We start from the raw sequence: 25677 nt of genomic DNA, 5'->3' as shown, positions 1-25677 counted from the left end.
ATGCCTCCGGCGGGGATATTTGAAACCAGAAGAAGCTGGGGCGCGTGGGAGGCGCGGGGTGCGTCGCCTGGGTCGTCGGCGCGGGGGCATGTCGCGACCTGCGCGCCAGGGTCTTTGTGCCTCCGGCGGGAGTTTTTTGGGCCAGAAGAAGCAGGGGGTCCGAGAAGCGGCCGGGAGGGCGCGACGAGGCGGGGGTCAGCGGCGGGACATGAAATCCCTCAGCCGTTCCAGGCCCTCGGCGATGTCGGCGGTTGCGCGGGCGTAGGAGAAGCGCAGCGTGCCGGTGCCGCGCCGGGCGTCGAAATCGAGCCCCGGCGTGACGGCGACGCCGGCCCGGTCGAGGATCTCGGCGGCGAAGGCACGGCTGTCGTCGGTCAGGTCGGAGACGTCGGCATAGACGTAGAAGGCGCCGTCCGGTGGCGCGATGTCGCCAAACCCCGCCGCCGGCAGGCCCTCCAGCATCAGGCGGCGGTTCTCGGCGTAGACCGCGAGGTTGGCCTTCAGCTCGTCGCCGCAGTCCATCGCCGCCAGCGCGGCCACCTGGCTGACATGCGGCGGGCAGATGAACAGGTTCTGCGCCAGCCGTTCCACCACGCGGATCTGGTCCTCGGGCACGACCATCCAGCCCACGCGCCAGCCGGTCATGCTGAAATATTTCGAGAAGGAATTGATGACATAGGCGTCGTCGGTGATCTCCAGCGCCGTCACGGCTTTGCGCCCGTATTCCAGCCCGTGATAGATCTCGTCGGAGATGAAGGCCGCACCCCGGTCCTGCGCCGCGCCGATCAGCGCCGCCAGCGCCGCGCGGTCCAGCATCGTGCCCGACGGGTTGGCGGGGCTGGCCACCAGCAGCCCGTCGAGTCCCGCGGGCAGGTCCTCGGGCACGGGCTGCAGCCGGTTCTCCGGCGCCGTCTCGATCATTTCCGCCTCAAGCCCCAGCGCCGTCAGGATGTGGCGGTAGGACGGGTAGCCCGGCGCGCCGATCCCCACCCGGTCGCCGGTGTCGAAGAGCGCCGTGAAGGCCAAGAGGAACCCCCCCGACGAGCCCGGCGTCACCACCACGCGGGCCGGGTCCAGGTCCACCCCGTACCACTCGTCGTAGAGCCGCGCGATCCGTTCGCGCAGCGCCGGCAGCCCCAGCGCCACGGTATAGCCCAGCGGATCGGCCTCCATCGCCCGCGCCACCGCCGCGCGCGCGCCCGCCGGGGCCGGCGTGCCGGGCTGGCCGACCTCCATGTGGATGATGCGGCGCCCGGTGGCCTCGGCCTGGCGCGCCCGCTCCATCACGTCCATCACAATGAAGGGATCGACCTCGCTGCGTCTTGAGTTCCGCATGCCGCTCTCTCTATGCTTCCGCGCGAGGCAGGACCTGCACCCGGAGAGGCGGACAGTCAATGGCGAGACACCTTGGCCACATGCTGCGCACGGCCGTGTTCGCGCTCGCCTTCTGTTCGCTCGCGCTGCCCGCGCTGGCCGCCGGCGTCGTCCGCGACCCCGATATCGAGCGGGCTCTGAAGGAAATCGCCAAGCCGCTGATCACCGCCGCGGGGCTCAGCCCGGCGCAGATCAAGGTGCTGGTGGTCGACGATCCGAACCTCAACGCCTTCGTCGTCGACAGCCGCCATATCCTGATCCATTCGGGGCTGATCCTGAAGACGAAGCGCGCCGAGGAACTGCAGGCGGTCATCGCCCACGAGGTCGCGCATATCGCCAACGGCCACCTGTCGCGGCGCCTGACCAACCTGGGCACGGCCAATACCGCCGCGCGCTTCGGGCTCTTGCTGGCGCTGGCCGTGGGCGCCGCCACCGGCCATCCCGAGGCGGCCGCCGGCGTGGCCATCGGCACCGGTTCGTCGGCCACGCGCGTCTTTTTGAAACACACCCGCGCCGAGGAATCCTCGGCCGATCAGGCGGCGCTGCGCTACATGGCCATGCGCGGCATCGACCCGACGGCCATGGCCGACGTGCTGGAATATTTCCGCGGGCAGGAGGTGCTGTCGGAGTACCGCCAGGATCCTTACGTCCGCACGCATCCGCTGTCGCGCGACCGCATCCGCGCGGTGGAGGGCTATGCCGCCGCCTACAAGGATCGTGCGCAGGAGAACCCGGCGGCGAATTACTGGTTCCTGCGGGCGCAGGGGAAGCTGTCGGCCTTCACCCGCAGCCCGGGCTGGACGCTGAACCGGGTGCGCAACGACAATTCCGAGCTCGGCCTGATGCGCCAGGCGATCGCCTATCACCGGTCGTCCGACAAGGCGAAGGCGCTGACCGCGATCAACCGGCTGCTGGCGATGAAGCCGGGCGATCCGTATTACCTGGAGCTCAAGGGCCAGATCCAGCTGGAATCGCGCGACTTCGGCGGCGCCGCGAACAGCTACGGCGCCGCCGCCAATGCCGCGCCGTCCGAGCCGCTGATCCTGGCGGGCTATGGCCGGGCGCTGGTCGCCATCGGCCGGCACGGCGAGGCGCTGGGTGTGCTGGAGCGCGCCCGCGCCCGCGACGGCACCGACCCGCGGATGCTGCGCGACCTGGCCGTCGCCTATGCCAAGACCGGCAATAACGGCATGGCCTCGCTGGTCACCGCCGAACGCTATGCCGTGCTCGGCAATCTCAAGACCGCGGCGATCCACGCGGAGCGCGCGGTGGGCCTGTTGCCGCGCGGCTCGCGCGGGTGGAACCGCGCGCAGGATGTGCTATCAGCGGCGCGAGCCGCCGGAATTGAAAGAGGATAATCGACCATGACACCGCGCCTGCTGCTGTCCGCAGCCCTCGTGGCCCTGACCGCCACGCCGCTCGCCGCCTTCGAGATCGGCGAGATGACCGCCGAGGAACGCATGATCTTCCGCTCGGAGGTGCGCGCCTATCTGATGGACAATCCCGAAGTGCTGCTGGAAGCGATCGACGTGCTCGAACGGCGCCAGGCCGAGGAGCAGGCCGCCAACGACGTGGCGCTGGTGGAGACCAACCGCGAGGAACTGGTCAATGACGGCTATTCCTATGTCGGCGGCAACCCCGACGGCGACATCACCGTGGTCGAATTCCTGGACTATCGCTGCGGCTATTGCCGCAAGGCGCATCCGGAGGTGACCGAGTTGATCGAGTCCGACGGCAACATCCGCTATGTCATCAAGGAGTTCCCGATCCTCGGCGAACAGTCCGTGCTGGCCTCGCGCTTTGCCATCGCGGTCAAGCAGGTCGAGGGGGACGAGGCGTATTACGACGTGCATAACGACCTGATGACGATGCGCGCCGACGTGACCGAGGAGGCGCTGACGGCGATGGCCGAGGAGAAGGGCTTCGACACGCCGGAGATCTTCGCGGCGATGAACAGCGACAGCGTGCAGGAGATCATCATGCAGAACCGCGCGCTGGCGCAGCGGATGCAGATCAACGGCACGCCGAGCTTCATCTTCGGCGACGAGATGCTGCGCGGCTACCTGCCGCTCGACGCGATGCGCGAGATCCTGGCCGAGGAACGCGCGGAGGGCTAAGGCCCCGACGGGGCGCGGGGCGCGCCGCCGGCGGTGGCGGCGCCCCGGAGCGCCGGACGGCCGGCGCGTCACCGCAAGGATATCCCGGTGTTCACCTTCACGCCGAACGACCTCGCGCTCTATCTGGACCGCCTCGGCCTGCCCGAGGCGCCGCCGGCGACGGCCGACGGCCTCGCGACGCTGCAGCACGCGCATCTGGGCGCCATCCCGTTCGAGAACATCGACCCGTTCCTGGGCCGCGTCCCCGACCTGTCGCCCGAGGCGCTGACGAAGAAGCTCCTGCAGGACCGCCGCGGCGGCTATTGCTACGAGCAGAACAGCCTGTTCGGCGCGGCGCTGGCGGCCTGCGGCTTCACCGCGCGCCGGGCGCTGTGCCGGGTGCGGCAGCGGCGGCCGTTTCCGGGCGCGCGCAGCCACCTCGCCTGGCTGGTGATGCTGGACGACGGGACGCGGCTGGCCGATACCGGCTTCGGCGGCCCCGCGCCGCGCGCGCCGCTGCGGCTGGCCGCCGGCGAGCAGCGCGTCGCGAACGGCAGCTACCGGCTGACCCGCGACGAGAGCCTGGACGAGCACGTGCTGGAACGGCGCGGCCCGGACGGGTGGGAGCCGCTTTACAGCTTCGACGGCGCGCATGTGACGGACGAGGAGGTGGCCGCCGCCAACCATGTCGCGGCGACCTGGGAGAACAGCGTGTTCCCCGGCAACCTTCTGATCGCCGGCATGGACGGGGCCACCCGGCTCGGCCTGTTCAACCGCGCGCTGACCGAGGACGGGCCGGACGGGTTGCGCAAGTCGGTGCTGGCCTCGCCGGACGACCTGTCGGCCCTGTTCGCGCGGCTCGGGCTGAATGCCGGGCCCGACATGACCGCCCGAATCTGGGCGCGGCTGGCCGAGGCGCCGGTCGCCGGCGGCTGACGGCCGGAAGCGGGCCGGGCGGGCCGCCGGTTCTTGCCGCGCGGGCGGGGCGTTGCTATCTGTGCCGGACTCCAAAGAGCAGGATCCAAGCAATGCGCGCCGAGACGCAAGCCACCGTCGAAGACATCCGCAAGTCGCTGTCGCTGTTGCGTCAGCGGATGGATTACGACACCGCCCAGCACCGGCTGGAGGAGTTCAACGCGCGGGTCGAGGACCCGACGCTGTGGGACGATCCGGAGAACGCGCAGAAGCTGATGCGCGACCGGCAGGCGCTGGTCGCGGCGATGGAGACCTACGAGGGGATCGCGCGCGACCTGGAGGACAATGTCGAGCTGATCGAGATGGGCGAGGCCGAGGGCGACGACGAGGTCGTGTCCGAGGCGGAGGCCGGCCTGAAGGCGCTGAAGGAAACCGCGGCGCAGAAGGAGCTGGAGGCGCTTCTGAACGGCGAGGCGGACGGCAACGACACCTTCCTGGAGATCAACGCGGGCGCGGGCGGCACCGAGGCCTGCGACTGGGCGCAGATGCTGCAGCGGATGTATGTGCGCTGGGCCGAGAAGCGCGGCTTCAAGGTGGAGCTGCAGTCGGAAGAGCCGGGCGGCGATGCGGGGATCAAGTCCTGCGCCTACAAGATCTCCGGGCCGAACGCCTATGGCTGGCTGAAATCGGAGTCGGGCGTGCACCGGCTGGTGCGGATCTCGCCCTTCGGCAAGGGCACGCGCGAGACCTCCTTCGCGAGCGTCTGGGTCTATCCGGTGGTGGACGACAATATCGAGATCGAGGTGAACCCGGCCGACATCCGGGTGGATACCTTCCGGGCGTCCGGCGCGGGCGGCCAGCACGTCAACACCACCGACTCGGCGGTGCGGATCACCCACGCGCCCACCGGCATCGTGGTGACCTCGTCGGAGAAGTCGCAGCACCAGAACCGCGAGATCGCGATGAAGGCGCTGAAGTCGCGGCTGTACCAGATGGAGCTGGAGAAGCGGACCGCGGCGATCAACGAGGCGCACGAGAACAAGGGCTCGGCCGGCTGGGGCAACCAGATCCGGTCTTACGTGCTGCAGCCCTACCAGATGGTGAAGGACCTGCGGACGGGGCACGAGACCTCGGACACGCAAGGGGTGCTGGACGGCGACCTCGACGCCTTCATGGCGGCGACGCTGGCGCTGGACGTCTCGGGCAAGAGCCGGGCGGAGGCGGCGGTGGAGGAGTGAGGCCCGGTCCGCCGTAGGCGGCGGGGCGTCCAGTGGACGGCCCGAGGGCCGAACGCCCGGTCCGCCGTAGGCGGCGGGGCGTCCAGTGGACGGCCCGAGGGCCGAACGCGCGGAGCGCGCCCGGTCCTTGAACCGCACCGCCGCGAAGCGAGACGGAGGTAATCCAAAGGAGCGCTTCCGCGCAGGATCTTTCCTGAAATCGGCGACGTGTCGCCCCTGATCGGCGGGGGTTCGGGCTGGACTGTCCGGCCTGCCTCCGGCGGGCGTATTTTTAACGAAAAGAAGCAGGGGGTTGCGCTTCGGTTTGGGGCGGGGTTCCTTTCCGGGCATGGAAGATGTTCTGGACCTGTCGGCGCTGGAGTTGTCCGGGATGCTGGAGCGCCGGGAGTTGAGCGTGCCGGAGCTGGTGGGGTTGACGCTCGACCGGATCGAGGCGGTGAACCCGGCGGTGAACGCGATCGTGTCGCTGCGCGATCGCAGCCCGTTGCTGGCCGAGGCGATGGTGGCGAACCGCAGTCCGCGGCGCGGCTGGCTGCACGGGATTCCGGTGGCGGTGAAGGACCTGGTGGCGACCGAGGGGATCGCGACGAGCTACGGCTCGGCGATCTTCGAAGATTTCGTTCCGGCGGCGGACGACCTTCTGGCGCGGCGGCTGAAGGACGCGGGCGCGATCCTGATCGGCAAGACGAACGTGCCGGAGATGGGGCTGGGCTCGCATTCCTACAACCCGGTGCACGGGGTAACGCGGAACCCTTACGACCCGTCGCGCTCGGCCGGCGGGTCGTCGGGCGGGGCGGCGGCGGCGCTGGCGACGCGGATGGTGAGCGTGGCGGACGGCTCGGACATGATGGGCTCGCTGAGGAACCCGGCGGGCTGGAACAACGTCTACGGGCACCGGCCGACGCACGGGCTGGTGCCGGGCGATCCGGTGGGCGAGATGGTCCTGCATCCCCTGTCGACGAACGGGCCGATGGCGCGCTGTCCGCGCGATCTCGCGGCGCTCTTGGAGGTGCTGGCGGGGCCGGACCCGCTGCAGCCCGTGGGCGCGGTGTTCGAGGCCGGCGATCTGGCGGCCGATCTGCGCGGGCGGCGGATTGGCTGGCTGGGCGACTGGGGCGGCGCGTGGCCGGTGGAGCCGGGGATCCTGGAGCTCTGCGAGGGGGCGCTGCGGGTGTTCGCGGATCTGGGCTGCGCGGTCGAGCCGCTGGCGCCGCCGTTTTCGGCCGACGCCTTGTGGGAATCCTGGGTGACGTTGCGGCACTGGGCGGTGGCCGGCAAGCACGGGGCGCTCTACGACGATCCGGAGGCGCGGGCGCTGATGAAGCCCGAGCTGGTCTGGGAGATCGAGCGGGGGCGGGCCCTGGCGAATGCCGACATCCTCGCGGCCAGCGCGCTCCGGTCGGAGTGGTACCGCGCGGCGGCGCGGATGTTTCAGAGCTACGACGCGGTGGCGATGCCGACGGCGCAGCTTTGGCCGTTCCCGGCCGAGTGGGACTGGCCGAAGGAGATCGCGGGGCAGGGGATGGACAGCTATCACCGCTGGATGGAATGCGTCGTGCCGGTGAGCCTGATCGGCCTGCCCTGCACCGCGCTGCCGGCGGGATTCGGGGCGCAGGGGCTGCCGGGCGGCCTTCAGCTGGCGGGGCCGCGCGGGGCCGACCGGGCGCTTCTGCAGATGGCCGAGGCGTATCACGGCGCGACCGACTGGCCCGGGGCGCGGCCGCCCCCGATCTAAGCTTTTTTCGGCTTTGCCGCCGCCGCGCTTCATGCTCTGATGCCTGCCGGACGGAACGGAGGAGATCGTGGCCGAGACTGCCGAGGCGTCGCCGCTGCCCGAGATCGGGCGGGTCACGCTGGCCGAGGTGATGGTGTCGCTGGAGCGGGGGTGGCGGGATTTCCGCCGCGCGCCGCTCTTCGGGCTGTTCTTCGGCGGGGTCTATGCCGTGGTGGGGCTGGTCCTAACGGCGCTGGGGGCGAGCGGCTGGATCTGGACGCTGATGCTGAGCCTCGGCTTCCCGCTGGTGGCGCCCTTCGCGGCGGTCGGGCTCTACGAGGTGTCGCGCCGGCTGGAGGACGGCGAACCGCTGGACTGGGGCGCGGTGCTGGGCGTGGTGCTGCGCGAACGCCAGCGGCAGATCCCCTGGGCGGGGGCGATCATCGTGATCTACTTCCTGTTCTGGTCGTTCCTGGCGCATATGCTGTTCGCGCTGTTCATGGGCCCCTCGGCGCTGACCAACGCCTCGACCTCCTGGGAGATGTACTTGACGCCCACCGGGCTGACGATGGTCGCGGTGGAGATCGCGGTGGGCGGCGTGGCGGCCTTCGTCCTGTTCTCGCTGACCGTGGTCAGCCTGCCGCTGCTGCTGGAGCGGGAGGTGGATTTCATCACGGCGATGCTCTTGAGCTTGCGGGCGACCTTCGCCAATCTGGGCGTGATGCTGGTCTGGGCCGCGGTGATCGCGGGGCTTCTGTTCCTGGGGATGCTGCCCTGGTTCCTGGGGCTGTTCGTGGTGCTGCCGGTGCTGGGGCACGCGACCTGGCACCTCTATCGCCGGGCGCTCTACGATCCGGTCTGAGGCGGCCTTCTCCGCTTCATCATGGCCGAAATACTCCAAGGGCCGGCCGTGTCGCACAAGCGGTCCGGGCGATAAGGGCGGCGGGGCGGAGCCCCGGGCGGATCGGCGCGCGCGAGGCGCGGCGAGACCTACCGCTCCAAGACCAGCGTGCCATCCGAGATCTCGATCCGCTCGAACCGGCGCAGATAGGCCATGCCCAGAAGCGAGGTGTTCATCTCGCCCCGGTTCACCCAGACCGCCACGTCGCGGTCGACGAGCGGACCGACGGCGAACTCGTCCACCGTGGTGCGCGCCGTGTCCACCACGCCGTTGGCGGTGCCGGCGCGGCCGGAATAGACCAGACGCTCGGGGTCGATCCCGACCATGCGCGCGTCCTGGCGGGTCAGCACGATGTCCGTCGCGCCGGTGTCGACCACGAACATCACCGGTTTTCCGTTGACCTGCGCGGTCATGTAGAAATGCCCGTCATGCGCCTGCGGCACCTCGATCCGGCCCTCCTCGGCGAAGACCGACTGCTGCGGGGCGATGTCGCGCCGGATGTCGGACCACAGCCCGACCCCGGCGATCACGCCCAGGAAGATCAGCCCCCACAGCAGCGCGTGCCGCGCCATCTGGCCGATGTTGCGGCGATGGCTGATCAGGAAATAGCTGCCCACCACGCAGCCCAGCAGGACGAGGTAGACGAGGCTTCCGATGCTTTGCGAATCCATGGACCCACCCTTTCCCGACTCAAGATAGGCAGCGCGGGGGCGATTGTCAGGAGCCTCACGCAGCCGTCAGCAGCGGCACGCCGGCGCCCTGCAGCCCGTCGAGCACGAATTGCACCGACAGCGCGGCGAGCAGCATGCCCAGAAGCCGCGTGACGACGTTGATGCCGGTGGGGCCGAGCGCCCGCTCCATCAGCCCGGCGGCGAGCCACAAGAGCAGGCACAGCGCGATCACGCTGACCATCACCAGGTGGATGGCGACGACCCAGGTCCAGTCGTTCTCGTGCTGGCCGACCAGCAGGATCATCGCGGCCATGGCGCCGGGGCCGGCGGTGAGCGGCACGCCGAGCGGAAACACCGAGGGGTCGTCGCCCGGGTCGTCGTCCTGCTCGTGCGCCTGGCCCTCGCGCCGCTTGGCTCGGCGGTCGAACAGCATGTCGAGCGCGGTCAGGAACAAAAGGATGCCGCCGGCGATGCGGAAGGCGGGCATTGAGATACCGACGAAGGCCAGCAGCGCTTCGCCGAACAGGCCGAAGACGGTCAGCAGGCCGACGGCTGTCAGTGCCGCGCGCAGCGCCACGGCCCGGCGGCGCGGCGGCAGCATCCCGCGGGTCAGCGCCACGAAGAGCGGCGACAGGCCTACGGGGTCGATCACCACGAAGAGCGTGACGAAGGCGGTAACGAGCTGCGCCGGGTCCATGGCCGTTGCTACCGCGCCGCGCTGCGCGAGGGAAGCCTTTGGGGCCGGCTGTCCGGGCGCGTGCGAATTTTCGACGAAAATTCGTGTGCGCCCGGGATCAGCGCGCCTCGGCCGCCTCCAGCTTTTCCTGCGCCGTCAGCCACAGCCCCTCGGCGCGGTCGAGCCCGTCCATCACCTCGGCGTATTTCTTCTGCCAGACTTCCATCTGGCCCAGGTTCTCGGGCTCGTAGAGCGCCGGGTCGGCCAGCTTGGTGGCCAGCTTGTCGCGCATCTCGTTGAGCTTCTCCAGCCGCGCCTCGCATTTGCGGACCTCGGCGCGCAGCTCCAGCACCTTCTCGCGGCTGACGGGCTTCGGCTTTTCCGGCTTCGGCTTCTCGGCCGGCCGGTCCGCCGACAGCAGCATCCGCCGATAGGCTTCGAGATCCTCCTCGTAGGGCGTCACCCGCCCGTCCTTCACCAGCCACAGCCGGTCGGCCACCAGGCTCAGCAGATGCATGTCGTGGCTGACGAGGATGACGGCGCCGGTATAGGCGGTCAGCGCCTCGACCAGCGCCTCGCGGCTTTCGATGTCGAGGTGGTTGGTCGGCTCGTCGAGGATCAGAAGATGCGGCGCGTCCAGCGTCGCCAGCATCAGCGACAGCCGCGCCTTCTGCCCGCCCGACAGCCGTCCGACCTCGGTCTCCGCCTGCGCGGCGGCCAGCCCGAAGCCCCCGAGGCGCGCGCGGTGCTTGCCCGGCAGCTCGCCCGGCAAAAGCCGCCGCAGGTGCTCCAGCGGCGTCTCGTTCACCCGAAGCTCGTCCACCTGGTGCTGCGCGAAATAGCCGATCCGCAGCTTGCGCGCCTTGGTCATCGTCCCGTCCTGCAGCGACAGGCGGTCGGACAGAAGCTTGGCCAGCGTCGACTTGCCCTGGCCGTTCCGGCCCAGAAGCGCGATGCGGTCGTCCTGGTCGATGCGCAGGGTCATCCGCGACAGCACCCGGCGTTCGCCATAGCCCGTGGCGGCGTTCTCCAGGTTGATGATCGGCGGCGACAGCTCTTCCGGCTCGGGGAAGGTGAACTTCTTCAGCGCGGCTTCCTGCGGGGTGGAGACGAGCTGGATGCGCTCGATCATCTTCAGCCGCGACTGCGCCTGCACCGCCTTGGACGCCTTGTAGCGGAAACGGTCCACGAAGCTTTGCAGATGCGCGATGCGGGCCTGGGCCTTGGCGTTCTCGGCCTGGGCCTGCGCCAGCCGCTCGGCGCGGCGCTCGGCGAACTGGTCGTAGGGGACGGCGTAATAGGTGAGCTTGCGGTCCTCGAGATGCAGGATGTTGCCGACGGCCCGGTTCAGAAGCCCGCGGTCGTGCGAGATGATCAGCACGGTATGCGGGTAGCGGGCGAGATACTGCTCCAGCCAGAGCGCGCCTTCGAGGTCGAGGTAATTGGTCGGCTCGTCCAGCAGCAACAGGTCGGGCGCCGAAAACAGCACCGCGGCCAGCGCCACGCGCATCCGCCAGCCGCCCGAGAAGGCGGAGCAGGGCATCTGCTGTTCGGCGTCGGAAAAGCCCAGGCCCTTGAGGATCGCGGCGGCGCGGGCCTCTGCCGACCAGGCGTCGATGTCGGCCAGCCGGGTCTGCACCTCGGCGATGCGGGTGCCGTCCGTCGCGCTCTCGGCTTCCGCCATCAGCTCGGCGCGCTCGGTATCGGCGGCCAGGACGGTGTCGATCAGCGAGACCTCCGATCCCGGCACCTCCTGTGCGACACCGCCGATGCGGGCGCGGGGCGGCAGGGCGATGGCGCCCGATTCCAGCGCCAGCTCGCCGCGGATCAGGCGGAACAGCGTGGTCTTGCCCGCGCCGTTGCGGCCCACGAGCCCGACCTTGTGGCCGGTGGGAATCTGCGCCGAGGCGCCCTCGAACAGGGGCCGGCCCTCCATGGCGAAGTGGATATCGTCGATCCGCAGCATGGGCGCGGGGATGCGGCGGGCGCGGGCGGATGTCAATGGCGGGGGACGCCGCGCGCGGGATCGGCGCGTTCCCCCTTCCCGTCGCGGGGCGGCCGGGGCTAGGCTGGCGCCAAGCCCGGAGGTTCCGAATGCGTCTTGCCGCCCTTGTCCTGTGTCTCGCCGTCCCGGCCGCCGCCGAGGAGACCCTGCCGTTCCAGACCCCGGACGGCGGCGTGCATTGCGTGATCTTCCACGGCGGCGCGCGCAATCGGGTGCGCTGCGACGTCGTCGGGGGCGAGGCGAGCTTTGCCGACCCGCCGGAGGACTGCGCCCTGGACTGGGGTCATGCCTTCGAGCTCGGCGTGCGCGGGCCGGGGCGGCCGATCTGCGCCGGCGACACCGTCGCCGACCCCGAGGTGCAGAAGATGCCGCCGGGCTACAGCCACGGGATCGGCGGGGTGATCTGCTTTTCCGAAGAGACCGGCATGACCTGCATGAACGCCGAGGCGCACGGCTTCACGCTGAGCCCCGAGTCGCAGTCGGTCTTCTGACGCCGGGGCGGGGCCGGGCGGCGGCGCGGTGGCCACTTTTCAAACCCCGACCCTCATGCTAACGGGCTGCCGACCCAACGCGCCGGACCGTCCCCGTCCGGCCTTTCTTTCGAGGAGAGACCCCCATGGCCACCGAGCGCACCCTGTCGATCATCAAGCCGGACGCCACCAGCCGTAACCTGACCGGCAAGATCAACGCCAAGTTCGAGGAAGCGGGCCTGCGCATCATCGCGCAGAAACGGATCAAGCTGACGAAGGCGCAGGCGGGCACCTTCTACGAGGTCCACAAGGAGCGGCCGTTCTACGACGAGCTGTGCGACTTCATGGCCTCCGGCCCGGTCGTGGTGCAGGTGCTGGAAGGCGAGGGCGCCATCGCCAAGAACCGCGAGGTGATGGGCGCGACCAACCCCGCCGAGGCCGCGCCGGGGACGATCCGGGCCGAATTCGCGGAATCGGTGGGCGAGAACTCGGTCCACGGCTCGGACGCGCCGGAGACCGCGGCGGTCGAGATTTCCTACTTCTTCGCCGGGATCGAACTGGTCGGCTGACCCGTTTCCGGATTATTGCGAATAATCCGGGTCGGACTTTTCGAAAAAGTCCGGTCGGCGATGGTGATGCAAAGGCCCGGGCCGCGGCGGTGGTCCGGGCCTTTCGCGTTCGGCTGCGGGGGGAGCCGCGGCGATCTCTGTGCTGCAATTGCCCGTGCAGGCGGCCCGCCACCACGCAAGGTGTAACGGACAGCGCTGTCAGGCCGGCGCGGCGGTGCGTTCGAAATGCCGGCGCAGAAGCCGCACGTTGCGGCGGTTGGCCTTGAAGCCCAGATCGAACAGGTCGCCGACGAGCGGGATGCTCCCGATCAGCCAGTCGATGCCGGCATTCACCCCCATGCGCACCAGCAACGACTTCGGCGCCCCGAGCTTGTATCCGCGATAGACGATATAGCCTGCGGGTATGGCCGTGGCAGTGTCGCCGATGCCGGGGATCAGGCCCAGGATCGTGTCGAGCCCCACCCGGATTTCCGTCATCGGGATGCGGAACATGGTGTCCATCCGGTGGGCGAGATCCTCCAGCCGGGCCAGCTCGTCCCGGCGATAGGCGCTCAGCGGGCGCGGCCGCGCGGCGGGGCGGCGCTGGACTCCGTGGGCGGTGTCGGCCTGCATCGGTGCTGTCCTTTGCGTCTCGGGACGGTCGCAAAGGCAACGCGGCGGCCGGCCGGCCGGTTCCCGCGCCGTCGGGCGCCCGGGGGCGCGGCAGGGACGCAGACCAGATGGCCGCGGATCAGATGCTGGCCCAGTCCGTGAAAACGGTGCGCTTGGCCTCCGGCGTGTCCTCCGGGCGGTACAGGCGGCGCTGGTTGTGGAACGGCATCGGCCAGGCGCGGACGGTCGGCTCCGGCTGCTGGTCCTCGGACGTCTTCGGTTTCTCTGCCATGGGTCGCTCTCCTCAGAATCGCGACGCTTCGCGCGCCGCGCCGGTCCCTGATGAAAGCCTAGCCCCATCGGGACCTTAAGCCGCAGGGAACCACGGGGATTGGGCCGGTGCCAGGCGAAAATGCGGCACCATTGTGGTGTTTGGTTCCAATGCGGCGCCAATCGTTGCCAAACGGCCGCATCGACGCCAGGCGGCGGCAGGTGCGGCGGCCGAGTCTGGACATTTGATCGGGCGTCGGAATCCGGCAATACTTGCCGGGTTGATTGACCCGATTGCCAGAGGTGTCCCATGCGCCGGACCGTATCCCGCCTGCGTCTCGTCCCGCCCCTTGTCCTGGCCTCTGCCGCAGCGGCGCTCGCGCAGGGCGGCGGGTTCGTCTTCGATGCGCCGGCCGAGCCGGCGCCGCCGGAGGCGACCAAGCCCGACCCCGCGCCGAAGGAGACCGATGCGGCGGCGCCGTCGCTGGAGGATTTCACCTTCGGCGGCGCGCCCACGGCGCCGACCGCCGATTCCGTGCCGGGCCCCGAGCAGGTGCTGTGGGACGAGGTTGTCGCGGCCAACACGCAGGAGGGGTTCCGCCGCTATCTCGACGCCCATCCCGACGGCGCCTTCGCGGCCGAGGCGCGGCGGCGGCTGGCGGAGCTGCAGGCGGAGGCCGACCGGCGCGCGGGGCTGGTGGCGGCCTGCGACCGGCTGGCCGGCGACCCGGAGGATCCGGGGCTGAGCGCCGGGGCCGGCGGCGTGGCCGTGCCCGAGATCGACGCCGACGCGGCGCTGTGGACCTGTTCGCGGGCGCGCGCGGCCGAGCCGGACCTGCCGCGGCTCGCCTACAATCTCGGCCGGATATCCGAGGCGCAGGGCCAGCGGCCGGCGGCGCTGCGCAGCTACCGCACCGCGATCCGGATGGCGGTGGAGCAGGATGGCGCGCCGCATCTGCCGGCGGCGGCGGGGCTGTTGCGCCTGTCGGAGCCGCGCAATCCGACCGAGCGGATGCTGAACACGATGCTGCAGCTGTCGATCGAGGAAGCCGGGCGCGGCGCGGCGCAGCAGGCGCGAATCGCGGAGCTCGAGGCGGCGCTGGCCGAGGCGCGTGCCGCGGGCGCGGCGGCCGGGGACCGGCTGGCGACGCTCAAGGCGCAGATGGAGGCGGCGACGGCGCGCGAGATGGAACTGTCGGCCGAGCTGTCCGGCACGGCCGGGCGCATCGAGGCGCTGCGCGGCGAAAAGGCGGAACTGGAGGAGCAGCTGGCCGTCGCCCTGGCCGCCGGGGCCGAGGCGGAGCAGACGGCCGCGGCCCGGGCGGACATGATCGACGCCCTGCGCGCGGAGACGCAGGCGCTGCAAGACGAGCTCGACGCGCGGGAGGAGGCGCTGGCCAATGCGCAGTCGCAGATCGCCTCGCTCGGCGAGCAGCTGAACACGGCGCTGGCACAGATCGCGGCGCTTCGGGTCGAGGCGGCCGAGGAGGCGCAGTGACCGGTCCGGTGTAACAACTTTCGGTTGAAATTCTGGAGTCGTTGCGGGACCGTGAGCGCCCGGCTGGACGGTGGCGCGCGCGAGATCTTGGAATCGGTAAATTCCAACAGATAACGGGTTGACGGAATCAAGAATTCGCGTTGCTATGGCAAATACGCAACTGCGGGATGGGGATGCCGCTAACCTTCGCTGTTCTCTTGTTTTTTGTCGCCGGGCTCTCCGAGGTCCTGCGGCAGGGCTGGGTCGAAACGGATCGGCTCGTGGCGCTTTCGCTCGTGGGTTGTGCCACGCTCATGGCCGCGCTGATCGTTCTGGGACGCGATGTCGTCCATGTGATTCGGGCGCCCGGCCGCCGCCAATACGGCGTCGACCGCCTGGGCTGGTCCTGGCAAAAAACCGGGACGCTTTGTTTCGCAATTCCGATTCTTGTTTTGGTGACAGTCTCTTGCGGGGCGATCTTCACAAGTTACTACATCCACGTGCCCGATTGGAGCGCGCTCGGATGGGGGCTTGCCGTGCAGATCCTCGTCGTTGCACTCGCCCAGGAGTTGTTCTTTCGCGAGGCGGTGCTGAAGATATTCGGGGGAGCGCTGCCGGTCGCCTTCGGCATTTCGACCATGGCCGTGGCGCTGTTTCATCTGCCCGACGGGCTGCCCGCCGCCGTGATGGCGTCCGGTGCGGCGCTGGCCTACATGGCGCTGCGCGTGGCCGGCATGAACATCCTGCTGGTGGCGGCCGTGCATGGCGGCGCGAATGTCCTGTTCGGCCGCGTCCTGTTGCCGGAACTGGCCGGAGACGCCCTGTGGACCTACGCGATCGTCTTCGCCGCGGGGCATGCCCTGTTCGCCGGCCTCCTCGTGGCGCTGGCGCAACCGACGCGCGCGGCCGCCGTTCCGCGGGCCGGATAGGCCGGAACGCGCCGGCCGCAAAAATTCCGCAAAAAGACCCTGTGAATCCGGCGCGCGGGCGCGCATGCTCCGCCCCGTCGGAACGGGCGGACGACTCGCGGACCGTCGGGACGGCGCGCGGCGATGGATAAGGCGGCAAGGGCGCGGATGACGGTACGGATCAGGGTGCTTGGGCAGCCGAGCCTGACGGCGGTGGATGGCGCGCCCGTCCGCCTTACCTCGCGCCGGAGCTGGGCGCTTCTCGCCTATCTCCTGCAATCGGGCGGGCGCACGCTGTCGCGCGACGACGTCGCCGACCTGCTCTGGCCCGACAGCGGCACGCCGCAGGCCCGCGCCAGCCTGCGGCAGGAGCTGGCGGTGCTGCGCAAGGCGCTCCGGGGTGCCGGGCTGGACCCGATCGAGACCGGCAAGGCCACGTTGCGCTTCACTGGGGGGACGTCCCTGGCCGACGTGACCGAGATGGAGCGGCGGATCGCCGGCGGCAGCCAGGGCGATCTGCGCGAAGCGGCGGCGCTTTACGGCGGCGACTTCCTGGACGGGCTGAGCCTGCGCTCCGAGCCCTTCACCGACTGGCTGGAGGCGGAGCGGGCGCGGCTGAAGGCGCTGGCCCTGGGCGCGCTGGACGAACAGCTGCGCGCCAGTGTCGAGGCCGGTGCGCCGCCGCAGGTGATCCGCGCGGCCGAGGCGGTCCTGGCGGTCGACCCGCTGCGCGAGCCGGCGCATCGCGCGCTGATGCGGGCGCTGGCGGAGGCCGGGCGCAAGGCGGCGGCGCTGCGCCAGTACGAGACCTGCCGCGCGGTGCTGCAGCGGCAGCTGCATGTGGACCCGTCGGCGGAGACGCGCGCGCTCGCCGAAGAGATCCGGGCGCGGCCCGACATGCCGCCCCTGCCGCCGGAGGCGGAGGCGGACGACGGGGGCACCTCCGCGGCGGCGCTGGTGCTGGTCCTGCCGGAGGCGGCGGCTCTCGACACCGGGTTCGACCCGGTGGCGCTCTACGAGGCGCAGACCCAGTTCTCGGACTTCGCGCGCCGGACCGTGGCGGAGCTGGGCGGGCGCAGCCTGTCGGGCCCCGGCGACCGCGTCGTGGCGCTGTTCGCCGAACCGGAGGCGGCGGCGCTTGCGGCGCTGATGGTGACGGCAGAGCCGGTGCCGCTGGCCGGGGCGCCGGCGATGTATCCCGCCGGCGGGCTGGCCCGGGGGGCGCTGGCCGTGATCGGCACCGCCGGCCTGGCCAGCGTGGCGCTGCACGCCGCGGCGCGCTCGGCCGCCCTGGCCGGGCCAGGGGAGGTGCTGGCGGCCGCCGACCTGGGCGGGGCCCTGGCGGAGTCCTTCGACCTTGCGCCGGGGCCTGCCGACGGGCTGCTGCGCGTCTCGGCCCCGGCGGAGACCGGCGGGGCGCCGGCCGAGTCAGCGCCGGCCGAGACGGAACCGCCCGGGGCGGAGCCGTGGCGCGCTTGGCGCCGGGCGATGGCCCGGGGCGCGCTCGACACGGCGCGGCAGGCGGCGGACCGGGCGGCGGCGCTGCCCGGCACGGGGCCGGGGCTGGCGGCGGTGATGACCGGCGGGCTGGCCCTGGTCCGCGGGCGGCTGGCGGCGGCCGAAGAGGCGCTTGTGACGGCCGAGACGCTGCACAGCCTGCCGGACGGGCATGGCTACGACCCCGGGCTGACCGGCCGGGCGCTCCTGGCCTGGACCCAGGCGCTGCGCGGCCGCCCCGGGCCGGCGGGCGAGACGCTGCGCCGGGTGCTGAGCGAATGCGAGGGCGCGGAGCGGCCGGCCACGCTGATGCTGTGCCAGGTGATCGCGGCGGCGATGCAGGAGGATCTCGGCGAGACCCGCAGCGCGCAGGCCGCCGCGCGCGCGGCCTTCGGCGCCGCGCGGGGCCGGCCCCAGTGGCAGGCGGTGGCGCTGGGGCTGGTGGGACGGGCGCGCGACCGGATGGGCAACGCCGCCGGGGCGGCGCAGATGTCCGAGGCGCTGGCGGCGTATCGCGCGGCGGGCGGCGTGCTGATGGTGCCGTTCTTCCATGCCTGGATGGCCGAAGCGGGCCTGGAGGCGGGGCGCGCCGGCGAGGCGCTGGTGCTGGCGGACGAGGGGCTGTCGCATGGCACCGCGAGCGGCGTGCAGGTGGTGGAGCCCGAACTCCTGCGGTTGCAGGCGCTTGCGCTGGTGCGGCAGGGCCATGGCGGCGACGGGCAGGCCGAGGGCGCCTACATGGCGGCGATCGAGGCGGCGCGGCGGATTGGCGCGGGGCTGTTCGAACTCCGCGCCGCGGTGGGCTTCGCGGCGCATCTGCGGCGGGCGGGCCGGCCGAAGGAGGCGGCGGCCCGGCTGGAGGCGGGGCTCGCCGCGGTGGAGACCGGCGGGCCGCCGATGGCCGATATCCGGGCGGCGCGGGCGTTGCAGCAGCGGCTGTCGATGGACTGACCGGCAGGACCGGGCGCACAAAACTCTTGAAAGAGTTTTGGCAAAATTCTTCGAAGAATTTTCGCCGCTTCGGGCGGGGTCGTCAGGCGCTGGCCTCGGCGGGGCGGTTCAGCTTGTCCGAGACGATCCTGCCGTCCTCCATCCGGATCAGCCGGTCGGATTTCCCGAAGCAGTGCTCGTCGTGGGTGACCGCGATCAACAGCTGCCCGGCACGCGACAGGCGCGGCACCAGCACGTCGTAGAAGAAGGCGCGGCGCACCGGGTCCTGGTCGGCGGCGAACTCGTCCAGCACGATGATCGGCCGTTCCTCGGCCAGCGCGATGGACAGCGCCAGCCGCCGCATCTGACCGGTCGACAGGGCCAGCGAGGAAAACGCGTCGTCGGCGATGGAGACGCCATGCGCCAGGCCCAGCTCCTCGATATGGGTCTGCAGGCGCTGCCGCTCGTCCGCGCTCAGGCCGTAGAGCTGGCGGAACAGGTGGAACTCGGAGAACACGGCGCTGAACAGGCCGCGATACTCGCCCACCGTGTCCCGGGTGACCGGAACGCCGTCGACCAGGATCTCGCCCGCGTCGGGGTGGCGCAGGCCGGTGAGGATCTGCAGCAGCGTGGACTTTCCCATGCCGTTTCCGCCGGTGATGAACACCGACTGGCCGGGTTCCAGCACCAGGTCGATGGGCCCCAGGGTGAAACTGTCCTCGACCGTGCTGCCCGCGGCCGGCGTCGGCCGGCGCAGGATGGCGGTCACGCCGCGCAGCTCCAGCCGCCGGAACGAGGGCCGGCTGTCCGGCGCGCGCCGGACCGCCTCGGATTCCGAGTTGCGGGCCATGTCCGCCAGCACCTCGTTCATCTGGTCGTATGCGACGATGGCCCGCGCATAGGCCGGCAGCGATCCGACGACGCGCTCGATCGGTCCGAAGGTGAACAGCACGACGGTCAGCACCTGCAGGATCACGACGCTGCCCGCGCCGGTGAGCGGCGGCAGCAGCACCACGATGCTGACCAGCAGGAAGGCCAGCGCCGCGGTCGCGGCCATCGTGCTGAACGAGAATATCCGTTCCGCGGCGATCGTGCGGAGGCGCGCCTCCTCGACCACCTGTTCCACGCGCTTGGCCAGGTCGATCCGCCGCGCCTGGCGCAGGCGCAGCTCCTTGTAGCCGCGCAGCATGTCGTTCATTGCGGTGTAGAACTCGGCGCGCTTATCGTTGGCCAGGCGCAGCAGCTTGCGCGCCGGAAGCTCGGCCAGCGCGAAGGCCGCCAGCCCCAGCGCCAGCGCCGCCAGGGTGGCCGGGACGGCCGGCCAGCTTTCCAGCGCCATGTAGACCAGGCAGAACAGCAGCAGCAGCACCGCCTGCACCGTCTCGACCAGGCGGGTCGACGCGCCGGAGAGGGCCATGACATGGCCGGTCAGCGCGGAATAGACCTCGCCCGGATCGCGCGACTGGAAGAAGCCGACATCGGCGCTCAGCACGTGGTCGGATATCCGGCGGCGCAGCTTCAGCGTGAGGTTCTCCACCATCACGATGCCATGCACCCGCGCCTGGTGCGACAGCACCAGCGACCCGACCACCGCCGCCGCCAGAAGGCCGAACAGGCCCCAGGTGGCGCCGCCGCGCTCGGCGGTCTCGTTGACCGCATAGATCATGCCGGTGCGCGCGCCCGAGGCGCCGACGGCGTAGAGCAGGATCGGACTGCGCAGCATCTCGCCATCGCGGACCAGGAAGCCCACGAGGTCGCGCAGTTTCCCGAAAGCCGAAGTCCTCATCTGGTCCCTTGTCTGGAATGGCGCTCAGCAATCATATCCGGGCCAAGGCGTCAATGGCGCGGGCCGTCCCGGTCCGCCGCGCGCAGGATCCGCGCCGCGCGCCGGGCGCGTTGCAGTGCCGTCAGGTGGCACAGCGCGGCGTAGACGGCGAGCCCCGCGGGCAGGAGCCAGGCCCAGGGCACAAGCCCGGCCAGCACCAGCAGGACGCAGAGGTAGACGATCCGCTCCAGCCGCTCGAACAGGTCGGGCCAGTCGGTGTTGGAGACCGGCGTCTCGATGGCGGCGCGGGCCTTGGCATAGCTCGTCAGCATCGCGCCCGAGAAGGCCAGCAGCGCCAGCGCCCAGAGGCCCGTGACCCAGGCGATGGCGGCCAGCACGATCAGCTCCTGATAGCGGTCGACCATCGCGTCGAAATAGCCGCCGAGCCTGCTGCTCATCCCCCGCTGCCGCGCCACCGCACCGTCGAGCGCGTCGAAGACGAAGGCGACCGCCAGCGTCAGCCCGTAGACCCAGTGCGAGCCGTGCCAGAGATAGAGCGTCGAGACGAGGACGATCAGCGCCAGCCCCAGCGCCGTCACCTGGTTCGGGGTCAGCCGGGCGCGGACCAGCGGGCGGGCCATCGCCTCCCACACGGGGTCGATCACGTCCTTCATCAGCCCGTCGATCATGTCGCCGTCCTTCGCCGGTAGAGTTTCACCAGCGCCTTGCGCACCGCCTTGAGCTCGCCGTAGCGGTCCTCGACCAGGCCGCGGCGGGCCGGGTCCGGGTCCACCACCGGGGCCGATCCTTGCACGAAGGATCGCGCCGCCGTCCAGACATCCGGCGCCCAGCCCAGCGCCGGCGCCGCCATCGCCGCGGCGCCCCGCACCCCGGAACAGGCCGCGTCGCCCACCCGCACGGGACGGTTCAGCGCGTCGGCCAGCGCCTGCACCAGATGCGGATTCGCCGCCGCGCCGCCGACCACGGGCACCGGGCCGTCGACCGTCGCGCCCTTCTCGGCCAGCACCTTCTCGAAGACCCAGCGGGTGTTGAGCGCGACGCCCTCGATCGCGGCGCGTTTCAGCGCGCCCGCGTCGTGGCGCAGGCTCAGCCCGTAGAAGGCGCCGCGCAGGCGCTCCTCGTCCACCGGCACACGCTCGCCCGCCAGCCAGGGCAGGAACAGCGGGTCGGTCTTTTGCGCCGGGCCCGCATCGGCGTAGAACGCGGCAAGGTCGTCGCCCGCGCCCATGGTGGCCGCGAGCCAGGACAGCGCCGAGCCGGCGACCTCCTGCGTGGCGATCAGCAGCGGGCGGCGGTCGATCGAGGCGGTGATCGTGGCATAGGCGGCGAAGACGTTCAGCACCCGGCGGTCGAAGAACCCCGCCACCCAGGACGAGGTCGACAGACACACATGCAGCGCGCCGTCGGCCACCGCGCCCGAGCCGATGGCCGTGGCGCTGACATCGCCGCCGCCGCCCAGCACCGGCGTGCCGGGGCGCAGCTCCAGCTGGCTTGCCGCCGCCGGGGTCAGCGGCCCGACCTCGGCCGCGCCGTCGACGATGGCGGGCAGCCGGTCGAGCGGGAGGCCGTAGCGCGCCGCCAGCGCCGGCGACCAGCCCTCGCGGCCCCGGCGCGTGTCCATCAGCCAGGTCAGGTTGGCGCTGTCGGCCGTGGTGGTGGCTTCGCCGGTGGCGCGCTGGATCAGCCAGTCCTTCACGTCGAGGAAATGCGCGGTGCGGGCGAAGACCTCCGGTTCCTCCTCCATGATCCACAGCATCTTGCCCGGCGGGTCCATGCCGTTATGCGACGGCGCCCCGTTGGCCAGCCGGATCGAGCGGGCGAGAAAGCCCGCGCCATAGCCCGCGATCCGGGGAAACCCGCCCGTCTTCCGCCGGATCACCGGGGCGGAGCGCTTGTCGAGCCAGACGAGCGCCGGGCGCAGCGCGTGGCCTTCGGCATCGGCGCAGATCACGCCGCACATCTGCGCGGTGAAGACCAGCGCGCCGGTGCGGGCGGCGAGGTGGGGAACCTCCGCCCCGAGCCGCGCGATGCCGCGGGCCAGCGCGGCCCACCAGTCCTCGGGCATCTGCTCGGCCCGTGCCGGGGCGGGCAGGTGCAGCGGGTAGGTCTCGGTGACCGTCGCGACCAGCGCAAGGTCCGGCCCCACCGCGCCGATCTTGACGCCGGACGTGCCGAAATCGGCGGCAAGGATCAGGTCTGGCGTGGTCACGCGGGCAGGGTCCTGCTGGGTCGGATGGAGACGGGAGGTGCCACGCGGGCACGGCTTTGGCAACACCCGGGCTTGCAATCGCCGCGCCGCTTGCCGAAAGGGACGGCATGGATCAGATGGACATCGTCTATACCTGGGTCGACGACAGCTTTCCGGGCTACCTGGAAGAGCTGAACCGCTATGCCGACGATCCGCGCGACCTGAACCCGAACCGGACGCGCGACAATCTGGACCTGATCCGCTACTCGATGCGGTCGGTGGCGCGGAACTGCCCCTGGCTGCGGAGGATCCACCTGGTGACCTGCCGGCCGCAGGTGCCGCCCTGGCTGGACGTCGATCACCCGAAGATCAACCTCGTCCATCACGACCGGATCATCGCGCCGGCCAACCTGCCGACCTATAATTCCTTCTGCATTGTCAGCCATCTGCACCGCATTCCTGATGTGACGGAGCGGTTCGCCTATCTCGAGGACGACATGCTGGTGATGTCGCCCGACTGGCGCGACGCGATGGTCGCGGCGGACGGGCGGATGCAGGTGCACCTGTCGAAGCGCCGGGTGCGGCAGGATCACGATCCGGCCAAGGCGAGCCCGTGGAACCTGGCGCTGGCCACCGCCGACCGGGCGCTGGCGGCGCGGTTCGGCGGCGGGACCGGGCGGCGCCACGTGATCCACGGGCCGCAGCTTTGGGAGGTGCCGGTGGCCAAGGCGATGTGCGCCGATTTCGCGCAGGCGATCGCCACGACCCGCCGGTCGCGCTTTCGCGCCCCCGACAACGTGCCGCCGGAGTTCCTGTTGCAGCATTACGCGGTGGAGACGGGGCATGCCGTGGTGGCGCCCGACAGGTTGAGCAATGCCGTGGAAGGCTATGTTTCGATTGAGAATTTCGCACCGATCACCCGGTGGGAGCTGTGGAAGCTGACCCGTCGCAAACCGCTGACGGTGACGCTGAACGACAGTTTCGGCCAGCGCCCGAACCCGCGCGTGGTGGCGATGGTGCGGCGGCAGCTGGCGCTATGGTTTCCCGACCCCGCGCCCTGGGAGAAGCCGGCGCCATTGCGCGCGCCGGCGTGATTTCCTAGACAGGGACCGGTCCCCGCGCGCGGCGCGGCCGGGCCGGCATCGGAAGGCAACGCGACGATGGATCAGTCCCCCGCACAGGTTCCCAAGGACGGCCGCAAGGCCGGCATCTCGCCGCAGGCGCGGCGGCACAACGAGATGCGCAAGGCCGCCATCGCCGCGCATCCCGAGCTGGGCGGCGTGTCGGGCGCCGACCCGCGCACCGTGCTGGCGCTGCCGGTGCTGCTGGCGCTGCATTGGGGGATCGCCTGGGCCGTGTCGGATGCCGCGCTGTGTGTCATCTTCCTTGCCGCCTTCGTGCCGGGGCAACTGCTGATCCATTCCGCAGGCGGGCTGGTCCACGAGACGGCGCATCGGCTGATCTTCCGGCGGGACCGCGCGAAGCTGGCTTTCGATCTGGGTCTGGAATGGATTCTGGGGAGTTACGGCAAACAGCTCATCTACCAGCATGAGCATATCACCAGCCACCACCCCTATATCGGCGATTACGAGCGGGACTACGAGCACGAGGATATCTGCGCCTTCCAGAGCCGGATGCAGCTGCGCTCGGACAACCCGCGGCTGCAGCACGTGCTGACCGGCCTGACCCTGTTCATCCACGCGCTGCCGCTGGGCCCGATCATCGGCGACGAGATCTTCCCCAAGCTCAACGCCTGGATCACCGGCCGGCCGCAAAGCGACCCGGAGCGGCACGTGCCTGCGAGCAGGCCGCCGAAATGGCAGATGCGGCTGTTCATCGGCGTGTCGATCCTGTCGAACCTGACGCTGTTGCTGCTTCTCGGGCCCTGGGCGCTGTTGTATCACATCTGGGCGCTGTCGCTGTTTCTGGGCAAGCTCGGCATCTGGAACCTCGGCCAGTCGCTCAGCGAGCACGAGGGGACCGACGACGACGCGCCCTCGCGGTCGACCTACGGGCCGATCAACTGGCTGCTGTTCAACACCGGCTATCACAACGAGCATCACACCTTCCCGAACGTGGCCTGGACGCGGCTGCCGCTCTTGACCCGCACGGCGCCGGAGGTGTTCACGGCGAAGGCCGACAAGACCTATGCCGGTTACTGGCTGGAGCATGTGAAGGGCGATTTCACCGCCAGCCGGAACTCGCCGCTGCACGGGCAGGACAACAGCGCGCGCTGCGCCGGGCGGTCCGGCTAGGCGGCGCCTGCGATCCGGCGGTAGATCTCCAGGTAGGCGGGCCCCTGGGCCGCGACGTCGAAGGTGGCGGCGCGGGCCGTCGCCCAGTCCCGGAGGCGCGCGCGCCGCTCGGGGTCTTCGGCCAGCGCGATCACCTTGTCGGCCAGCGCGCCTGCGTCGCCGGGCGGGACCAGCAGATCGACGCCGTCGCCCGTCAGGACGGAGGCATAGCCGGGATTCGCCGCCGCGACGGGCAGGGCGCCGGCCGCCATCGCCTCGGCCAGGATCAGGCCGAAGCTCTCGCCGTAGGGGGCGGGCGCGATCAGCAGGTCGGCCGCGGCGAGCAGCGTCTGCGCGGCCGCGTCGTCGGGGCGGCTGACGATCAGGACGCCGTCGCCCCGCGCCGCCTCGGCCTCGGCCCGCAGCGGGCCGTCGCCCGCGATGGTCAGATGCGCGCCGGGCATCGCCGCGCGGATTCGCGGCCAGGCGGCGAGCAGGACGTCGAGCCCCTTGCGCGGCTCCAGCCGCCCGAGGAAGACGAGCGATAGGCCGGGACGGCGCGCCGCCCCGGCGGCGCGGGCCATGCGCCACGGCGAGAGGTCGATGGCGGGGGCGCGCAGCTCGGCCGATAGGTTGGGGATCACCCGCCGCAGCATCTCAAGCGGCGCTTCGGACGGCACCGCGACGGCGTCGCAGCGGGGCAGGATGCGGCGCGCCGACCAGCGGATGTAGCGGTCGACCGGTCCCTTCGCGTCGGGCGCGGGCAGGGTGGCATGCACCGTCGCCAGCGTCGGCAGCCCCAGCGCGCGCCAGAGCTGCGCCACCAGCATCGGCGTCCAGGGCGTGTGCATATGCACCACGTCGGCGCCCCAGTCCTGCAGCGCCGCGGCCGTGCGGCGCAGCTCGGACCGGCCGGCGCGGGCGATCTCGAAGCCGGTGCCGTGGACCCGCAGCATCCGCGACCGGCCGAGCCGGGTGACCGCTTCGTCGGTGCCGGGGGCGCCGCCGGGGGCGGGCGGGCACAGAATGCGGGTCTCGTGCCCCTGCGCGCGGCACCAGGCGGCCAGGTCGCGCACATGGCGCTGGACGCCGCCGGGGCGGTCCATGTCGTAGGGGCAGAGCTGGACGATCTTCACCGCGGCGCCCGCACTGCGGCCGGCCGGCAAG

The 25677-nt window shown here is 71.2% G+C and carries 23 protein-coding genes; 13 read left to right on the top strand and 10 right to left on the bottom strand.

What is annotated here, in order from left to right; genetic code table 11:
- Positions 1–195 precede the first annotated feature (195 nt).
- Positions 196–1335: an aminotransferase class I/II-fold pyridoxal phosphate-dependent enzyme gene (locus tag P1J78_RS04845; RefSeq protein WP_275566198.1), complete on the bottom strand. Its 1140-nt coding sequence runs from the start codon at positions 1333–1335 to the stop codon at positions 196–198.
- A 59-nt stretch (positions 1336–1394) separates the two neighbouring features.
- Here P1J78_RS04845 and P1J78_RS04840 point away from each other — a divergent pair, with 59 nt between their 5' ends.
- The 6 genes from P1J78_RS04840 (at position 1395) to P1J78_RS04815 (ending at position 8199) form a co-directional block, all read left to right on the top strand.
- Complete coding sequence (locus tag P1J78_RS04840) at positions 1395–2732, top strand: M48 family metalloprotease (protein ID WP_275566197.1); 1338 nt, start codon at positions 1395–1397, stop codon at positions 2730–2732.
- Between the two features lie 6 nt (positions 2733–2738).
- Positions 2739–3491, top strand: a complete 753-nt coding sequence (locus P1J78_RS04835) for a DsbA family protein (RefSeq protein ID WP_275566196.1) — start codon at positions 2739–2741, stop codon at positions 3489–3491.
- An 87-nt stretch (positions 3492–3578) separates the two neighbouring features.
- A complete protein-coding gene (locus P1J78_RS04830; protein WP_275566195.1) occupies positions 3579–4406 on the top strand; it encodes an arylamine N-acetyltransferase family protein in 828 nt (275 codons plus the stop codon).
- 92 nt (positions 4407–4498) lie between these two features.
- Positions 4499–5623, top strand: a complete 1125-nt coding sequence (gene prfB / locus P1J78_RS04825) for a peptide chain release factor 2 (RefSeq protein ID WP_275566194.1) — start codon at positions 4499–4501, stop codon at positions 5621–5623.
- Between the two features lie 328 nt (positions 5624–5951).
- Positions 5952–7358, top strand: a complete 1407-nt coding sequence (locus P1J78_RS04820) for an amidase (protein WP_275566193.1) — start codon at positions 5952–5954, stop codon at positions 7356–7358.
- A 130-nt stretch (positions 7359–7488) separates the two neighbouring features.
- Entirely contained in the window at positions 7489–8199 is a 711-nt protein-coding gene (locus tag P1J78_RS04815; RefSeq protein WP_275566227.1) for a DUF2189 domain-containing protein, read from the top strand.
- Positions 8200–8327: 128 nt separating this feature from the next.
- Here P1J78_RS04815 and P1J78_RS04810 read toward each other — a convergent pair whose 3' ends face one another.
- From P1J78_RS04810 to P1J78_RS04800, 3 genes are all read right to left on the bottom strand, one after another.
- Positions 8328–8909 carry a retropepsin-like aspartic protease family protein gene (locus P1J78_RS04810; RefSeq protein WP_275566192.1) on the bottom strand — a complete coding sequence of 194 codons (582 nt, stop codon included), beginning with the start codon at positions 8907–8909 and terminating at the stop codon, positions 8328–8330.
- A 55-nt stretch (positions 8910–8964) separates the two neighbouring features.
- On the bottom strand, positions 8965–9606 hold the full coding sequence (locus tag P1J78_RS04805; protein WP_275566191.1) for a MarC family protein: 642 nt from the start codon (positions 9604–9606) through the stop codon (positions 8965–8967).
- Between the two features lie 97 nt (positions 9607–9703).
- The gene (locus tag P1J78_RS04800; protein ID WP_275566190.1) at positions 9704–11551 is read right to left on the bottom strand and encodes an ABC-F family ATP-binding cassette domain-containing protein; all 1848 of its coding nucleotides are present in this window, start codon (positions 11549–11551) and stop codon (positions 9704–9706) included.
- Between the two features lie 128 nt (positions 11552–11679).
- On the opposite strand from P1J78_RS04800, the gene P1J78_RS04795 reads away from it, so the two are divergent.
- A complete protein-coding gene (locus P1J78_RS04795) occupies positions 11680–12081 on the top strand; it encodes a DUF6636 domain-containing protein (protein ID WP_275566189.1) in 402 nt (133 codons plus the stop codon).
- A gap of 125 nt (positions 12082–12206) precedes the next feature.
- On the top strand, positions 12207–12629 hold the full coding sequence (ndk, locus tag P1J78_RS04790) for a nucleoside-diphosphate kinase (protein WP_275566188.1): 423 nt from the start codon (positions 12207–12209) through the stop codon (positions 12627–12629).
- A gap of 198 nt (positions 12630–12827) precedes the next feature.
- On the opposite strand, the gene P1J78_RS04785 is transcribed toward ndk, so the two are convergent.
- Positions 12828–13241, bottom strand: coding sequence for a DUF4112 domain-containing protein (locus tag P1J78_RS04785; RefSeq protein ID WP_275566187.1), 414 nt, complete (start codon positions 13239–13241; stop codon positions 12828–12830).
- Between the two features lie 118 nt (positions 13242–13359).
- Positions 13360–13512, bottom strand: a complete 153-nt coding sequence (locus tag P1J78_RS04780) for a hypothetical protein (RefSeq protein ID WP_275566186.1) — start codon at positions 13510–13512, stop codon at positions 13360–13362.
- A gap of 288 nt (positions 13513–13800) precedes the next feature.
- Between P1J78_RS04780 and P1J78_RS04775 the strand changes: the two genes are divergently transcribed.
- The 3 genes from P1J78_RS04775 to P1J78_RS04765 all read left to right on the top strand — a co-directional run bounded on the left by P1J78_RS04775 (position 13801) and on the right by P1J78_RS04765 (position 18323).
- The gene (locus P1J78_RS04775) at positions 13801–14988 is read left to right on the top strand and encodes a hypothetical protein (RefSeq protein ID WP_275566185.1); all 1188 of its coding nucleotides are present in this window, start codon (positions 13801–13803) and stop codon (positions 14986–14988) included.
- 293 nt (positions 14989–15281) lie between these two features.
- Entirely contained in the window at positions 15282–15896 is a 615-nt protein-coding gene (locus tag P1J78_RS04770) for a CPBP family intramembrane glutamic endopeptidase (RefSeq protein ID WP_275566184.1), read from the top strand.
- A 147-nt stretch (positions 15897–16043) separates the two neighbouring features.
- Positions 16044–18323, top strand: a complete 2280-nt coding sequence (locus P1J78_RS04765) for an AfsR/SARP family transcriptional regulator (protein ID WP_275566183.1) — start codon at positions 16044–16046, stop codon at positions 18321–18323.
- 82 nt (positions 18324–18405) lie between these two features.
- On the opposite strand, the gene P1J78_RS04760 is transcribed toward P1J78_RS04765, so the two are convergent.
- From P1J78_RS04760 to P1J78_RS04750, 3 genes are read right to left on the bottom strand one after another with little or no spacing between them, the layout of a single operon-like run.
- Positions 18406–20088, bottom strand: a complete 1683-nt coding sequence (locus tag P1J78_RS04760) for a cyclic peptide export ABC transporter (RefSeq protein WP_275566182.1) — start codon at positions 20086–20088, stop codon at positions 18406–18408.
- Positions 20089–20138: 50 nt separating this feature from the next.
- Positions 20139–20756 carry a CDP-alcohol phosphatidyltransferase family protein gene (locus tag P1J78_RS04755; RefSeq protein WP_275566181.1) on the bottom strand — a complete coding sequence of 206 codons (618 nt, stop codon included), beginning with the start codon at positions 20754–20756 and terminating at the stop codon, positions 20139–20141.
- Positions 20753–22297, bottom strand: a complete 1545-nt coding sequence (locus tag P1J78_RS04750; protein ID WP_275566180.1) for a xylulokinase — start codon at positions 22295–22297, stop codon at positions 20753–20755. Before P1J78_RS04750 ends, P1J78_RS04755 begins: the two co-directional genes overlap by 4 nt.
- 107 nt (positions 22298–22404) lie before the next feature.
- On the opposite strand from P1J78_RS04750, the gene P1J78_RS04745 reads away from it, so the two are divergent.
- A complete protein-coding gene (locus P1J78_RS04745; RefSeq protein ID WP_275566179.1) occupies positions 22405–23370 on the top strand; it encodes a stealth family protein in 966 nt (321 codons plus the stop codon).
- A 66-nt stretch (positions 23371–23436) separates the two neighbouring features.
- Entirely contained in the window at positions 23437–24531 is a 1095-nt protein-coding gene (locus P1J78_RS04740; protein WP_275566178.1) for a fatty acid desaturase, read from the top strand.
- Here the strand turns inward: P1J78_RS04740 and P1J78_RS04735 are convergent.
- On the bottom strand, positions 24528–25646 hold the full coding sequence (locus P1J78_RS04735) for a glycosyltransferase family 4 protein (RefSeq protein WP_275566177.1): 1119 nt from the start codon (positions 25644–25646) through the stop codon (positions 24528–24530). The genes P1J78_RS04740 and P1J78_RS04735 overlap by 4 nt on opposite strands.
- Positions 25647–25677: the final 31 nt, after the last annotated feature.

The organism is Psychromarinibacter sediminicola (assembly GCF_029168335.1).
Lineage (GTDB): Bacteria > Pseudomonadota > Alphaproteobacteria > Rhodobacterales > Rhodobacteraceae > Psychromarinibacter > Psychromarinibacter sediminicola.
Note: the sequence above shows the minus strand (reverse complement) of the source record. Positions and strands in the feature narration are given on the sequence as shown.